The sequence below is a fragment of the Streptococcus sp. 11-4097 genome (assembly GCF_018215285.2).
GTDB lineage: Bacteria > Bacillota > Bacilli > Lactobacillales > Streptococcaceae > Streptococcus.
On sequence record NZ_CP185262.1, the window covers coordinates 450,909 to 465,281 of the forward strand.

Genomic DNA, 14,373 nt, shown 5'->3' on the forward strand with positions numbered 1-14,373 from the left:
AGAAGTAAAACAAATGGAAGGAGAAAAAGATGCTAACAGTTATTCTGGCTGAGAAAGAAAGTCAAGCCTTAGATTATGCAGAGGCACTAGGAACCTTCACGACAAGAAAGAAAGTTCATATTATCAAACAGACACCCTTTCTTTCAGGTGAAGTGCATATAGTGTCCGCTGAAGGTCATTTATTTGAATATGGACTTCCAAAAAATAATTGGGATTTAACTAAACTCCCCTTGGTCGATGTCTCTTTTAAACAATTTCTCAAAAAAGACCGTACCTCAAAAGAAATGTTTAAACGAATTTATGAAGAGGTGACGGCTGCGGATGAAGTGATTATAGGGACGGACGCTGACCGTGAAGGGGAGAGAATAGCTTATTCCATTTTATCTCATATTCCTGAAGGTAAAGCGAAAATTAAAAAGCGTCTCTGGGTCAATTCCATGACAACAAGAGCTCTACAGCGAGCCTTTCAGAATATGAGGGATCCTCAAGAAACCTACAGCTTCTATTTAGAAGCTGAAGCTAGAGCACAAAGTGATTGGCTGGTAGGGATGAATTTATCTCCAATGGCCACGCTAAACCTTCAGAAACAGGGAATGCTCCCTAAAGCAAAGGGAAACAGTTTATCAGTTGGCCGTGTTCAAACCCCAGTCGTTCGTCTGATCTGCGAGAATGATCTGGCCATCCGAAACTTTGTCCAACAAACCTATTGGAAACTTCAGCTTGAAGATAAAGAAAATGAGGTAATCTTTACTAATAAGGATAAATTTACCGATAGCGACGAAGTTTTGGAGCTTTCCAGGAGCCTTGCTGATGTTGCTCTCGTTTCTTCAGTTGAAGCTGAAGAGAAGGCAAAGCCTGCTCCAGCACTCTTCAATCTTTCTGACCTACAAAGCTATGCGGCTAGACGTTGGAAGTTTGAAGCAACGAAAACAGAGAGGCTGGTTGAAGGGTTGTACTTGAAAAAATACTTGTCCTATCCTCGGTCAGATTGTCGTTTTATTACTGAAGATGAATTTAATTATTTGAGGCAGTACCTATCCAGCTATCAGGACACTATTCATTGCCATTTTAAGCCTTTTTTCTTAGAGCCTAGGGATTTTTATGTAGATCCTGCTAAAGTGGCTAAAAGCAGCCACTATGCCCTTATCCCAACGGAGAATATCCCTAATCTCCTAAGCCTTTCTCCAGATGAACGATTGATTTATGAGGCAGTCGTCAAACGATCTATTTTGATGTTTGCGGCTGACTGTCGGTATCAAACGACGACGGTTCAGCTGGAAAATAAGGGGCAAGTCTTTCAAACAAAAGGCAAACGAACCCTGGAACCAGGCTGGATAGAATGGAGTGATCTGCCTATCAAGAAAGATGTAGAGTTGCCAAACTATCGGTTGGATGATCCGGTAGCTTGTCAGATAACGATTGTAGACGGTATTACAAAGCCGCCTAAACGATTGACGGAAAGTCATCTGATTGGCCAAGTCTTTCCTAAATATGGTCTAGGAACACAGGCGACACGTGGAGCAGTTATTCAAACAATTCAATCCCGTGGTTACGTGAAAAAGGATAAGAAAACGGATCAGCTCTTTCCGACAGATAAGGGGTACTTGCTGATTAACTATCTATGGGATAATGAATTTTCCAATCCTGAAACGACAGGAGGCTGGGAGCTTTTTCTCTCCCAGATTGGCGAGGGAGCGATCAATCCCCGTGATTTTGTAAATGCAATTAAAGATAAATTAACAATTCAAATTGAGCAGGCCAAAGAAGGGAGGGCTGATACATGGTGAAAACTCCATTTTTGGAAAAATACACGGATAACTTATCGGCTAAAATTGCTAAAAAAGAAGCAGATTATGAGGTTTACGGACGAGATGAGGAAATCCAGAACGTCATTACTTCTCTTCGCAGGCGCACTAAAAATAACCCAATTCTGGTTGGAGAAGCGGGCGTTGGGAAGACTGCTATTGTAGAAGGGCTTGCTTTAGCCATTTTAAGAGATCAGGTGCCAAATGATCTAAAAGGCTTAACTGTCCGCTCTTTGGAGCTCTCCAGTCTAATGAGTGGTGACGACGGTGGTTTTATTCCTAAATTTAAAAATATCATTCAAGAAATGATTGCTACCAAAGGCCAAAATATCCTTTTTGTCGATGAATTTCATACTATTGTTGGGGCGGGAAGCCAAAACGGGGAGTCTCTTGACGCTGGAAATATTATCAAGCCAGCCCTAGCACGTGGGGAGCTCCAGCTAATTGGGGCTACCACATTAGACGAATTTCACGACTACGTGGAAACAGACCGAGCCTTGGAACGGCGGGTTCAAAAAGTTATGGTTGAAGAACCGACAATTCCTGAAGCGATCACAATTATTGATCAAGCTAAGGTAATCTATGAAGACTTTCATCGCATCAAAATTAGTCGAGCTGCCGTAGAAACGGCAGTCAGGCTCTCAGTTCGTTATATTACAGACCGCTTCCTGCCTGACAAGGCCTTTGATCTGATTGACGAGGCTGCCACTATTTCCTCAGCCGAAAACAAAGAGCTGGTCACCGAAAAAGAAATTGCCCAAGTCTTGAAGAATAAGACGGGGATCCCGATTACCACCATTCTAAAAGGTGATAATGAACGCCTCGCTGGCTTTAAAGAAAAGCTATTGAAACGGGTCAAAGGCCAAGATGAAGCTATTGACGCTGTGGTAGATGCTGTTACGATTGCTCAAGCAGGGCTTCAGGATGAAAATAAACCAATTTCATCTTTCCTTTTTCTTGGCCCAACAGGAGTCGGAAAAACTGAATTATCAAAAGCAGTGGCGGAGGCACTTTTTGATGATGAAGATGCCATGCTGCGCTTTGATATGTCTGAATATAAACAGAAGGAAGACGTTGCCAAACTGATTGGTAATAGAGGAACCAGGACAAAGGGCCAGCTGACTGAAGGAGTCAAACAGAAACCTTACTGTGTGCTATTGCTGGATGAAATTGAAAAGGCGGATGGTGAGGTGCTTGATCTCTTCTTGCAGGTCTTAGATGATGGTCGTCTGACAGATGCCACAGGCCGCCTTGTGAGTTTTAAAAATACGATTGTGATTATGACGACAAACGTTGGAGCGAAGAAAATCATTGATAAGGCGGAGCTGAAAGGCAACTTTAAAAATCTGACAGATCGGGAACGCCAACAGTTTGAACGCAGTATGGAAAATGTACTCCAGAGAGAGTTCCGACCTGAATATCTAAATCGTATTGAAAATAAACTGATTTTCAATCTGCTGGAAAGTGATGTTATTGAAGAAATTGCGGAGAAAAATCTATCAGAGATTGCGTTGCGGATGAAACGCCAAAATCTCACTCTATCCTATGACTCTAGCTTGATTGCTTATTTATCCGACGTGGGAACAGATGTTAGAAATGGGGCCCGTCCACTGGAACGTTTGATTAAGCGGAAAGTCTTGGCTCCTATTTCTGCTAAAAGCCTAGACCTCAATAAAACGACTCAATCTTACAATATCCATGTTTGGGTAGAGGGCGAGGCTCCAGATGGCAGTCACCGTGTCGATCAGCGCCAACTTCATTTTGATGTGACAGAGCCCCTGGAAGTTCTCTTCAGTTGAAAAAAATACTTCTTTTACAGTGACTTGTCCCTTTACAGCGAAAACTTTCATTATCTCTTACACTAAAGATGTCAATAATTTTAAGGAGGATTTCACATGAAACAAAAATTGACAAACACTCTTCAAACCGTTAAGCAAAAAACAAAACCTTTTTTTCTGATCTTATCTCTCTTCTTGACTGGGCTGTTGGCTTCTCCTGTCTATGCAGATGATCCATTCGCAAAAACTCAAAATCTCGCTCAACAGGGAATTTCAAAGATCCAGGGAATTGGGATTATCACCTTTGGTCTGGCTATTGTAGCGACTGGGCTTGCCTATGGTCTGGGCGGTCGCGAAATGAAGGCTGCTATCAAAAAACATTGGGTGGCTATTGCCATTGGTATTATCGCAGTAGCTGCTGGCCCAAGTATCGTGGAGTGGGGCTTTAACTTTGTGAAAAACTAAGAAAGGAGTCAGAACCTATGGCATTTAGCCCGTTTCAAAAAAACAAAAAATGCTTGATGACGGATGACTTGTTTTTAGAGCTTACCTGGGAGGAAGGTAAATCTCCTGAGGATGACAACGAACTGCTTGGCATTATTGAAGGGTTAGATAATAGCTATCTGCCAGAAGGACAGATTTCGGTTGAAGACTCTCTTCCTTATGTGAGTTTTTTGACGGCAGAGCTACTCTTTCAGGAACTGAAAAAAGCCTATGGAGAATTTGCTTTTCAGAAGGTAGCCGTTTGTCACCTGGAAGGGAAAGAAGCTGTTTCCGAAGGAGAAGTATTTGCCAGTCCCTTTGTGATTGGCAAAACCTATCAAAATTTGCTTATCCCATTAATCCAGGCGATTATGACAGATGAAGCTTTTAGAAATTATACTCATTCAGATAAAAAGGAATACTTTGAAAATCAAGTGTACCCTATTTATAGGCAAAGCTTAGGTATTCCTGAGTCGGCCCTCCCTCTCTTTCCAGCTGAAGGTGAAGCGATGGAACCTGTAAAAAGTTCCTATTTTACAACTCCACGGGAGCCTCAAGCGATGGCTTCTTCAAAACAGGTGACACCTCAGCCTGTAAATCTGAAAAAAGTTTATCTCCTGCTGGGAGTGATAGGGGTGTTGACGGCAGGAGCTTTGAGCTTGTCAATGCTATCTATCAGCCGCCTAACCAAACAAAACGAGCAGCTTCAGTATCTTTACCAGGAGTTGAAGCAAGAACAACACTTAGTAGCTACTGAACACCAGGTAGATGTATTCAATCGCTATTTCCTGCCAAACTATTATTCAGGAAATAAGGAAGCTCTGGCCCCGTTCCTAGATGCTGGAGATGCTAAGTACACCACTCCTAAAGAGGGTACTTTGCAGTCTGTCATCTTAGAAAAAATCACGTATGATGCTGAAAAGAAAAGCTATCAAGCAACCTATGTTTTATCTGTTAAACAAGGTGAAGAAGCTTCAAATCACCGCTTGAGTTTTTCTGTCAAAGAAGATAAATCTAGTACTTACGGCTTTGTGGTCATAACAGAACCGAAAGAAACAGATTATCTCAAGCCCAAAAAATAAATGAAAGAGGAACATATCTTATGAAAAAGAAACAACTTTTAGCTAGTCTAGCCATCTCTACAATCATTTTGAGTCAGGCAGGTGCTGTATTTGCTGCTGAGAATGTCGCTCCAGTAGATAACACTTCCAGTCCTTCAGTAACAGTTCCAGCCCCTTCAGCTGAACCAGGTACGAGTGTGACGCAGCCAACAGAAACCCCATCTTCAACAGATCAAACGAATCCCGTCGATGGAACGACTACCCCAGGAGTTCAGCTACCATCTGAACCGTCACAGCCAAGTACCCCTCCAAGTACGGTAACACCAAGTGACTCGAATACCCCTCCAACATCAACGGAGGAACCAACTAAGCCAGGAGGCAACACAACATCTTCTTCAGAAACGCTTCCAGCTGATGGAAAAGGTCAGACTGCTGAAGATCCTAAATCAAAAGATCCTGTGACCCCTCCTAGTCAGGATGAGCCAACAACTGTTCCAACGATTAACGGCGGTACAGCTACGATTACACCAAATACCAATACCCCAACTAATGACCCTACTATTTCTGCTCAAACAGCTGCCAGCGTGGGAGCTAGTCAGGTAGGAACAACTTCCCAGGTGACTGGTCAAGTTGTTTCTAACGTATCTCCGACTGAACCAATTTTTACGAACACGGGCTATCAAATTGTCTCTACACAAAATAGCCAAGTCGTGATTGCGACTGCGGATGGTTCCACTCAAACGGTGGCTCCTGAAGTAGTTGGCGCTACAGTTAATTCAGATAAAACAATTTCAGTTACAGATCAAGTAGGAAAGATGACCACTCTTCCATCTACAGGAGATAAAGGAAGTCTATTGACTGTCCTTGGAAGCTTGTTGCTGGGTGTAGTTACTTTCTTCCTGAAGAAATGCCGTGAGGCTAAAGAAGTCTAGAAAGGACAATTGCTTATGCAAACATTTATAGCTGATGGCCGTGTCTCTGATATTCCTCAAGATGCAGTAGGTAAAACTTCTAATGGGAATGTCAGCTTCAAATTTGATTTTGTGTGTGACTCCAGTCTCCTGGATGAGAACCGCAAGCCGACGCCTAGCTTCTTCCACGTTCAAATGTACGGGAAACAAGCAGAAGTGATGGCAAAAAGCCTCTCTAAAGGGTCTCCTATTTTGCTGAAGGGAGAAATTATCCAGCGGAGCTATACCAGTAAAGGCGGTCAGCGCCGCTCTTATCAGTATATTGCTCCTGCACAGTTTGACGGGATCACCTTCTTAGAAAGTAAAGATGCAGCGGTCAAGCGTCGTCAAGCTCAAGTTCCAGGAACTAATATTTTCCAGTCTGAACCAGCTCCAACTCATCAAGAAGCTGAAGGAAGTTCAGCTTACCCTATCCCCATGGATGCTGATGAACCTTTCTAAAGTTCAGTGCAGCACTTGGCTTTAAAAGCCAGGTGCTATTTTTATTGAATGGAACAAAAAATTAAATAATAAGTTGCACAAAAAGTTATATAACAACTTATTTACTAATGGGCGTTCCTTTTTCGCCTGGAGAAGGGGCTTCCTCTGACTTGTCCCGTTAGAGCAGGCTTTTTCATTATCCCTTACACTAAAGGAGTAAATCAAAAAGAAAGGAGTTTTGCCTATGGCAAAACAACAGACAGAACCAATAGCAGATGATTTGATGGCTGACTCTCTTCAGGCTGAAAATTATCTGAAGCAGGGGAGAACTTGCTCTCTGGCAACTATCCAGCTGGGATTGGAAGATTGGCTTCATCATTATTTGTATCGCTACCAAAAAGCCAGTCCAGATCTACGCTTCAAAATCTTTCTTTATTCCAGTTTCTATGACAGAAAGATTGTTCATGATATAGAAAGGGGTGAAGTGAATGAATAATAATTGGTTGGAGGTGATCTATTACACCATCATCCAGCTGGTCAAAGTCAATTATTTCAACTTGCTGATTATTGTAGCTTTCTTAGGCTATCTTCTTTTCCAGGTGTTTAAATGGCAGCGACCATCAATCAGGAGAGTTTTGAAGCAACTCACAAAAGCCTATCAGAATAGAGCAACTATCAAGATAAGAATTGTCCAAAAATGGAATAAGGTCAAAGCAATTGTTACAGGGAAAGAAAAAATTAACTGGAGAGGGTTCTTGAACAGTATCTTGACTTTTATCAAGCGATTGGTGGAGGTCATCCCAGCTTTTACTTTCTTATTCTTTGGAAATTTACTTTTTCGGATAGTCTATCTTTTGCCTTTTGTTAAACAAGAGCGAAAGCGATTTGATAAAGAGATGAAGCCAATCTTGTATTTCAATAGTTACCGTAGCTTAGTCCTCATGGGGCTGGGTTTCAGTCTGATTGCTTTTATGACTACTAATTATGGAGTGACGGTTTTGCGTGCTGCTATTCGCTATCTTTATTTTGCAGTGATGACCTTAAAAGACAATAGTCAAATGGCTGAATTTGATACGGACAGCCTCTTAATCCAAAATCTCCTGAACGTCCGAGTCTTTGTCCTAGCGCCTATTCTTACTTTTCCGCTTTTGATTGTTGGCTTGATTATTGCCTGGAAATCGGCTTGGGTTAATTTCGAGCAATATCGCAGTTACAATAACAACGAGGAAGGAGATGATCGTTTTGCGACGGTTAAGGAGGTCCACGGACAATATAAGAAAGTGCCGAACAAGACAGAAATCTTCCCAGGTGAAGGTGGTGCGCCGGTTCTTCATGAAACTAGAAAAAATTTATCAGGACTTACTCTAGGAGCCCAAATGCTTTGGCAAAATCGCAGATTTAGCCGTTATTTACTCAAATCTGAGCGAGTGTTAGGCATGCTTGCGACTCCTTCTGGGGACTACTACATCGAGGATAAGCCTATTAATTTATTGGGGATTGGGTCAACCCGTTCTGGAAAAGGAGAAAGTGCCATTACAACAACTACGGATATTAACAGCCGAGCAGCCATTCCACCCTCAATGATCCTTGGGGATCCAAAAGGAGAGCACTATCAGTCCTCGTATAAGACGATGCGCCGCCGTGGCTATGATGTCAATGTCTTGTCTTTTCAGAACATGGATTGGTCAATGTCCTATAATCCTTTGGCTTTAGCGGTTGCAGCCGCTAAAAAGGGCTACTATGAAAAAACTCAAACTCGTGTCAATGCAGTATCTGAAGCGATTTACCGTAAGACTAAGCCAGGTATGGGGAACGGAAATGCTAAATATTGGGAAGACACTTCTATCTCTCTTTTCAATGCGATTGCGATGGCTTTGATTGATCGAGCTAATGAGACTTTTAAAAATGGAGAGACTGATGCCTGGGATACTGTGACCGTTAGAAATATCGCCAAATTTTTGACGGACTTAGGATCTGAAGAAGTCTTGGTGGATGAAATGGGAGAAGTAGTTGAGAACCCGATGAAAGACCAACAGTTGACAAAAAAATCCAAAATTACGGTTTATTTCGATAATCTGAGAAGTATCAATCAACGTCAATTCTCGAAGTTTCGGGAAATGGCTGACCTCAACTTCAGGTCGTCCGATTTTGCGGCTGAAGAAACCAAGGGCAATGTTTACTCAAGCATGATGTCAGGGATTAACCTATTCTTGCAAGACAATATCGCCAAGCTCACCTCCAAAAACTCGATTGATTTGGAGTCTATCGGTTTCCCACGTCGCTTATCCGTAAAGTTTCGATCTAGTACAGCTAACGCCATCTCTAATCAATTTGCGCATCAAACAGCTAAGGTCTCCATCTCTTCAGCGGATGGTAAGGGCATCTACGTGAAGGAAGCGGCGGCTCTGGTCGATGGTGAAGGATATTTAACCTATGTTATTGAGCCTAAATTGCCAGATCAATTTCTCGTTACGATTGACTTCAACCATCCGAATAATGGCCTTGGTTTTGAAAAGGAGATTTATCGTTTCTCAGCTGAAAAGGTCTATCGCAACCAAAGCAATGTCATCTATTTGGATGAGTACACCAAGAAACCAGTTCTGGACTCTATCAAAGTAACAGTGCTTGATAAACAAGCAGGTCACTTGCTTCAGGAAGAAGATGTTGAGTTGATTTACTCTGATAATCCAACCATCATTTACCTGGTGACACCGCCTAATCGTACCGAGTACAACAGTATTGTGTCGCTCTTTCTTGACCAGCTCTTTAATGCTAATTATGAGCTGGCTTTGTCCGCTGGGAGAAAATGTGTGAACCGCATCCTTCACATTCTGGATGAGTTTACCAATATCCCTGCCATCCCTCACATGGATACAAAAATCTCCATCTGTTTGGGACAGAATATTTTATACTATTTGTGGATCCAAAACTTGGAACAGCTGACTGATAAATATGGTGAGAACACAGCTAAAACTATCAAGGATAACTGTTCGCTTCAGATTTATATCAAGTCTACGTCTGAAGATACGAACTCAACCTTTAGTAAAGCGCTTGGCTATCGCACAATTACCAAACGCCGCAGATCTAGCAATATTTTGGATGAAGCCAATCCAAATGTGGCGATTGAAAACCCACGTCAGGAATTGCTGACGCCAACTCAGCTAGCCAAGCTCCAAGAGGGAGAAGCGGTCATTCTGCGTGGAGTCAAAGGACGGGATAATGCAGGCCGTAAAGTGACAACAGATCCAATCTTCTTGCACGAAAAGACCAGTCTTCCGTATCGATACATGTTCCTTCAGGAAGAGTTTGACCAGTCTATGACTTTTGCGGATATTCCAGTGGAAAGTCCGCACCGCAATCTTGACCTACAAGAAATAGCTGTAGGAGCTCAGAGGAGCTTTGATAATATCATTGACTGGCGGAGAGCACTAAGCAATCGGATTGGCTCAAACAGCGGGGAAACAGCCAAATTAGCGACTCGCTATCAAAAAGGGAAGCCGTCTCCTAACCAGCAATTCTCCTCTCCAGCTGAAATGATTGCGGCTGCAGCTGAAGAAATTCTCTATGACGGCTATCAGTATGAGGATATGGATGAATATGAGGATCTGTTTGCAGATGATGTGATGTAAGATGAGGTACAAAGAATTGTATAATAAGTTATATACCTTTTGCATTAATAAGATATATCTGCTATAATAAACTCAATAAAAGATAGGAGAAGTACTCATGAAAATGAAAAAGATATTTGGTGTTATGTTGCTAGGTTTCATGGCTGTGCTCCTTGTGGCCTGCGGCCAAAAATCCGCTGAAGATATTATGAAAACAGAATTGAAGGATAGTTACACTGGATACTCAAAAGAAGCTGGTTATGAATATCCTTTCTCAGCTGGCGGAGATACGTTGAAATTTGATAAGAAAAATCATGTTATTACTAACGGAGCTAATAATGAGAATAAGTTTCAAGTTCTTTCGGAAAAACAAGTAAAAGAATTGCCTTCCTCGTTTAAAGGTGCTTTAGATGAATTGGAAAACGAGCTAAAAGGTACAGATAATTTCACGATTGCAGTTGGGGAATTTGATAAGTTTGAAGATAAAGCTTTTTATCAAATTGTTCTCACGGATAGTGGGAAAACAATTCGCATAATTGAATTACGTCGAGGATATAAAGACGGAAATGCATTTTATGATTTCACTGGGAAAGCTGACTAGTTGTGTTATAAAAAGGAAGTCTCGATTTTGAGGCTTCCTTTTTTTGCGGTGACTTGTCCTCTTAGAGCGGGTATCTTGATTATCTTTTATGATAAAGGTATCTAAAAAAGAAAGTAGGTGCCTTTATTGAATTACCAAACTTTTTCTGATCTCATGAAGGAGATTGGAAGTACTGACGGTGATCTTAGCGGCGATAAAGCAGAAAAATTGGCTCAGTTTTATTCTTACTGGAGTAATTACCTGGAGCCTACCCCTGCTTTTATGGCTTTTATAGCTTATATTCCAGGTGGGATTGGTAAAGCCTTATATCAAATTACAGCTAGCTTAGAACATGTCTTTAATAACATGTTCAAACTCTTTGGCCTCTTTGGTTATTTGGGAGATTCTAACACGGTTATTGGCCAGTTTTTCCGAGGCTTCCAGGTGCTGGGGACTGTGGTGTTTAGCTTAATTTTGGTTGTATCAGCTATAACTGGAGTCTTTACAAAGCCTGTTAAATACAAAGGAGTTATCACCAATTTTCTTTTGGTGACCTTTGTTACAGCTGTAATGCCGCTAGCCTTGACCTCGATAGCTACTGTTGTTGCGCAAGATGCGATGTCTGTTCAGACTGTTTCTAGTGAAGCACCAAAAGGAAGTGAACAATATTCTTCTCTAGCAATACAACCCATGAAAAATAACGTAGTGGATTTGAAAGTCTTGATTGATAATGACTTTTCAACGGAGCTCTTCCCTATGGACTCTTATGGTTATATCAAACCTGTTAAGAAAGGATCAACTCCTGTCAATAATATTACAGACAGCACAGACAAACGAGACACATCTGATTTTGCGACTCGGATTGATTTTGGAGCTACATACGGAGCTACTAATAGCGAGTTGCTAAAACAAGTACAAGAACGATACAAGAAAAAATTTGGCTATGAAGGAATTAAAGGATTATTCCTTCATAAGTTAGATTCTGAGCAAGTAGGAGTCGAAACAATCACAGAACATAGATTTGCTAAAGGTTTAAATGCCTTTGAGTCAGTCTACCTGCGCTATAAGGTCAACTGGATTGGAATGTATATGCAATATATCATTTTAATCATCCTCTTGGTGAGTATGTCGATAAAGTTTGTAAAGTCAGTCTTTGACATCGTCATTGAAGCAATGATCTCGCCAATTCAGGGGTATTCATCCCTTTCAAATTCTAAGAAGTATAAAGAGCTGCTTCGGACAATCGGTGGAGCCTTCGCTGGTATCTTCTTTGAAGTTGTCATCATGCGTGTGACGCTGGAGATCTGTCGTGACCTTCCTACCCTATCTGTTTCTGCTATTACCAAACTATCAGGTGGTTTCTTCGATGGCTTAAATATGTGGGAACAATGTTTGGCTGCTGGGCTTGTCTATATCGGAGTCTTCTTTGCAGCTATGCAAGGAGTGAGCATGATTGAACGCTGGCTGGGAGTCTCAACAGGTCACAGCGACACCGCACAACAACTTCTTGGAGCCATGATGATGGGGAATGCCTTTGCGACTGGTGCAGGTGCCCTAGCTCATGGAGCGGTTGGCGCTGGTCAATTCGGTGTAGATATGGCTAAGAAAGTCCCAGGTGCCGTGGTGACAGGTAGTAAAGTTCTTGGCAATAGCCTGGCGGCGACAGGCGGTGGCTTGAGTGGTGTTGCTAATGCTGTGAGAGATCAAGGCATTTGGAATACAGCCAAAGGCGGTGTAAGTAATGCCGTAGATTTGGCGGATGCTATGGCCAAACAGGGAGCTGGCAAGATTAAAGATTATATGGGCGGAGTGACGGATAATCTTGATCAGAAAGCCTCAAATGCTCAAAATGCAGTCTATAAGGGGCTGAAAAATGATGCCGTTGTCCCTGAGCCAGGATTTAGTCGAGATGGTGACTATACTTTGAACCCTTCAGGTCAATATGGTGGAGAACCGATCTTCTCAGATGATGCAAGCTCCCTTTCACCAAGTGGCGGAGTGACGGATCCGACGTTACCTCCAACTCCATCAGAAGAAGCATCATTTCAGGGAGTGAGTGATCCAACAACTCCTCCAAACCCCTCACCTGCGAAAAGCAACTTCCAGCAGTCTATGTCCCAGATGAACTATATGAGCCAACAGATGCAGCAGGCAGGCCAACGAATGCAAGGCCAAAGTCATATCAGAGGGGCAGAGATTGACGAAACAGAGGAGTAAGTGCCTATGATTGATCTCAAAGATAAAGTGGTGGTCATCACAGGAAGCTTGAGGCCACTGACTCGAAATGAAGCAGTAGCCTTTCTTACCGAGAGAGGAGCTATCGTTCAAGGGTATGTGTCCGCTCAAACACAAATTTTAGTAGCGGGCCATAAGCAACTGGATCTCTTTAAACCTGATCGCCGCTCTAAGAAATATGAAGCCGTTTTAAAGAGGTTAGAGGAAGGGCAGGAGATTACCATTCTATCTGAAGAATCCTTCTTCACTATCGTGAAAGAGTCTCAGGAGTGAGGCTCTTTTTTTGCCTTCCTATTTGTCAGACAGTGTGTAATGAAATGTATAAAAAAATATATAACTTTATGGCTAATAAAAATCTATTCTCTTTCAGCTGGAAAAGAGTTTTTGCGGTGACTTGTCCCGTTAGAGCAAGCTTTTGAATTATCCTTTACACTAGGATTATCAATGATAAAGGAGAAGAAAATATGAACGAAAAGTACGGTGTCCCTAGGGACATCTATGCGAAAGTCAAAATCATCGGACTGTTCATGGCAGATATTGTTTTTGTTGGCGGTTCAGCGGTTGTGGCTCTCTCTATTGGCACGAAGATATTTCCGACGAGCCAGTGGCCCCAGCTGTTAGCCTTTATTATCCTAACGCCTCTCATGTGTCTATATTTAGTTTTGCCAACCAACGGCGGAAAGAAGAATTGGCAGAGTATGTATCTTTTCTTCAGACGCCGTCGTAAACACTATACCAGTATCAATTACCAACGATCTAAAGAGGAGGAAAAACACTAATGGCAATAAAACATTACTCACCAGTTTCTCAAGAGAAACGGCCTTTGGGGCGTCAAATCCGCCAAGATAAGAAATTCAAACAGGAATACTTCGATCTTCACTCCTGCGTCGAGCTCCTGGATACCAAAAAGATTATTAATAATCATAAAGCTTACATTGAACTAGTGGACTTTGGCTATTTGCAGTTTTTGGAAATCCCAGGCAAAGACCTAGGCTCCCTGTCTTATGATGAAATCCGCCGTACCTTGGATAATTTTGAAAAGTGGCTGACAGATTTTAATACGGATATTCAGGTGGAAACCACAACACTTCCCACCAATACGGATACGCAGATTATGGATCTTAGGCATCATCTGAGTCAGGTTCGTCAGGAGAAAGCGAGGTTGCTTCCTGAAGAAAGACGTTACTTGCAATTGAAAGACCGTGAAGAATGGTTAATCTCCCAAATCCAAACCGAGGAAAACATCCAACAGGAAATCTACAATACAGAGTTTATACTCTGGCTCTTTGCTCCAACGACATCAGAACTTGATGAGTTAGTGCGTAAGGCTAAGACTTACGGGAATAATGACTTTGTTCCACAGGAAGTGACGAAGACAAAGAAAATCCAGATTATAAAGCAATTTAACAACATGAACGAAAAAGTATAGGAG

At 42.0% G+C, this 14,373-nt stretch carries 13 protein-coding genes; all 13 read left to right on the plus strand.

The annotated features are described in order from the left end of the window. The first annotated feature begins 29 nt into the window (after nucleotides 1-29). The 13 genes from KB197_RS02355 (at nucleotide 30) to KB197_RS02415 (ending at nucleotide 14,370) form a co-directional block, all read left to right on the plus strand. A complete protein-coding gene (locus tag KB197_RS02355) occupies nucleotides 30-1,787 on the plus strand; it encodes a type IA DNA topoisomerase (RefSeq protein WP_060971021.1) in 1,758 nt (585 codons plus the stop codon). Continuing rightward, a complete protein-coding gene (locus KB197_RS02360; protein WP_105025991.1) occupies nucleotides 1,781-3,604 on the plus strand; it encodes an AAA family ATPase in 1,824 nt (607 codons plus the stop codon). Before KB197_RS02355 ends, KB197_RS02360 begins: the two co-directional genes overlap by 7 nt. A gap of 96 nt (nucleotides 3,605-3,700) precedes the next feature. After that, nucleotides 3,701-4,048: a TrbC/VirB2 family protein gene (locus tag KB197_RS02365; protein ID WP_060971023.1), complete on the plus strand. Its 348-nt coding sequence runs from the start codon at nucleotides 3,701-3,703 to the stop codon at nucleotides 4,046-4,048. 17 nt (nucleotides 4,049-4,065) lie between these two features. Beyond that, nucleotides 4,066-5,148: a hypothetical protein gene (locus tag KB197_RS02370; protein ID WP_060971024.1), complete on the plus strand. Its 1,083-nt coding sequence runs from the start codon at nucleotides 4,066-4,068 to the stop codon at nucleotides 5,146-5,148. A gap of 20 nt (nucleotides 5,149-5,168) precedes the next feature. Beyond that, nucleotides 5,169-6,059 (plus strand): LPXTG cell wall anchor domain-containing protein, encoded by an 891-nt coding sequence (locus tag KB197_RS02375; protein ID WP_212573693.1) that lies wholly within the window; start codon nucleotides 5,169-5,171, stop codon nucleotides 6,057-6,059. Nucleotides 6,060-6,074: 15 nt separating this feature from the next. Then, nucleotides 6,075-6,539 carry a single-stranded DNA-binding protein gene (locus KB197_RS02380; protein WP_105025989.1) on the plus strand — a complete coding sequence of 155 codons (465 nt, stop codon included), beginning with the start codon at nucleotides 6,075-6,077 and terminating at the stop codon, nucleotides 6,537-6,539. Between the two features lie 223 nt (nucleotides 6,540-6,762). Beyond that, the gene (locus KB197_RS02385; RefSeq protein ID WP_105025988.1) at nucleotides 6,763-7,014 is read left to right on the plus strand and encodes a hypothetical protein; all 252 of its coding nucleotides are present in this window, start codon (nucleotides 6,763-6,765) and stop codon (nucleotides 7,012-7,014) included. Continuing rightward, a complete protein-coding gene (locus KB197_RS02390) occupies nucleotides 7,007-10,147 on the plus strand; it encodes a VirD4-like conjugal transfer protein, CD1115 family (protein ID WP_125356400.1) in 3,141 nt (1,046 codons plus the stop codon). The genes KB197_RS02385 and KB197_RS02390 overlap by 8 nt, the downstream gene beginning before the upstream one ends. Before the next feature lie 97 nt (nucleotides 10,148-10,244). After that, on the plus strand, nucleotides 10,245-10,727 hold the full coding sequence (locus tag KB197_RS02395; RefSeq protein ID WP_008809716.1) for a hypothetical protein: 483 nt from the start codon (nucleotides 10,245-10,247) through the stop codon (nucleotides 10,725-10,727). 126 nt (nucleotides 10,728-10,853) lie between these two features. After that, the gene (locus tag KB197_RS02400) at nucleotides 10,854-12,923 is read left to right on the plus strand and encodes a pLS20_p028 family conjugation system transmembrane protein (RefSeq protein WP_060971053.1); all 2,070 of its coding nucleotides are present in this window, start codon (nucleotides 10,854-10,856) and stop codon (nucleotides 12,921-12,923) included. A gap of 6 nt (nucleotides 12,924-12,929) precedes the next feature. Continuing rightward, a complete protein-coding gene (locus KB197_RS02405) occupies nucleotides 12,930-13,214 on the plus strand; it encodes a BRCT domain-containing protein (RefSeq protein WP_023917005.1) in 285 nt (94 codons plus the stop codon). A 191-nt stretch (nucleotides 13,215-13,405) separates the two neighbouring features. Next, nucleotides 13,406-13,720, plus strand: a complete 315-nt coding sequence (locus KB197_RS02410) for a DUF5592 family protein (RefSeq protein WP_053794444.1) — start codon at nucleotides 13,406-13,408, stop codon at nucleotides 13,718-13,720. Beyond that, nucleotides 13,720-14,370 (plus strand): hypothetical protein, encoded by a 651-nt coding sequence (locus tag KB197_RS02415; RefSeq protein WP_008809712.1) that lies wholly within the window; start codon nucleotides 13,720-13,722, stop codon nucleotides 14,368-14,370. Before KB197_RS02410 ends, KB197_RS02415 begins: the two co-directional genes overlap by 1 nt. Nucleotides 14,371-14,373: the final 3 nt, after the last annotated feature.

Excerpts from the sequence above, each read along its gene's own strand:
- KB197_RS02370 (WP_060971024.1), top strand. The coding sequence starts at position 4,066 with ATGGCATTTAGCCCGTTTCAAAAAAACAAAAAATGCTTGATGACGGAT.
- KB197_RS02415 (WP_008809712.1), top strand. The coding sequence starts at position 13,720 with ATGGCAATAAAACATTACTCACCAGTTTCTCAAGAGAAACGGCCTTTG.
- KB197_RS02405 (WP_023917005.1), top strand. The coding sequence starts at position 12,930 with ATGATTGATCTCAAAGATAAAGTGGTGGTCATCACAGGAAGCTTGAGG.
- KB197_RS02410 (WP_053794444.1), top strand. The coding sequence starts at position 13,406 with ATGAACGAAAAGTACGGTGTCCCTAGGGACATCTATGCGAAAGTCAAA.
- KB197_RS02380 (WP_105025989.1), top strand. The coding sequence starts at position 6,075 with ATGCAAACATTTATAGCTGATGGCCGTGTCTCTGATATTCCTCAAGAT.
- KB197_RS02355 (WP_060971021.1), top strand. The coding sequence starts at position 30 with ATGCTAACAGTTATTCTGGCTGAGAAAGAAAGTCAAGCCTTAGATTAT.
- KB197_RS02360 (WP_105025991.1), top strand. The coding sequence starts at position 1,781 with ATGGTGAAAACTCCATTTTTGGAAAAATACACGGATAACTTATCGGCT.
- KB197_RS02395 (WP_008809716.1), top strand. The coding sequence starts at position 10,245 with ATGAAAATGAAAAAGATATTTGGTGTTATGTTGCTAGGTTTCATGGCT.
- KB197_RS02385 (WP_105025988.1), top strand. The coding sequence starts at position 6,763 with ATGGCAAAACAACAGACAGAACCAATAGCAGATGATTTGATGGCTGAC.
- KB197_RS02390 (WP_125356400.1), top strand. The coding sequence starts at position 7,007 with ATGAATAATAATTGGTTGGAGGTGATCTATTACACCATCATCCAGCTG.
- KB197_RS02375 (WP_212573693.1), top strand. The coding sequence starts at position 5,169 with ATGAAAAAGAAACAACTTTTAGCTAGTCTAGCCATCTCTACAATCATT.
- KB197_RS02365 (WP_060971023.1), top strand. The coding sequence starts at position 3,701 with ATGAAACAAAAATTGACAAACACTCTTCAAACCGTTAAGCAAAAAACA.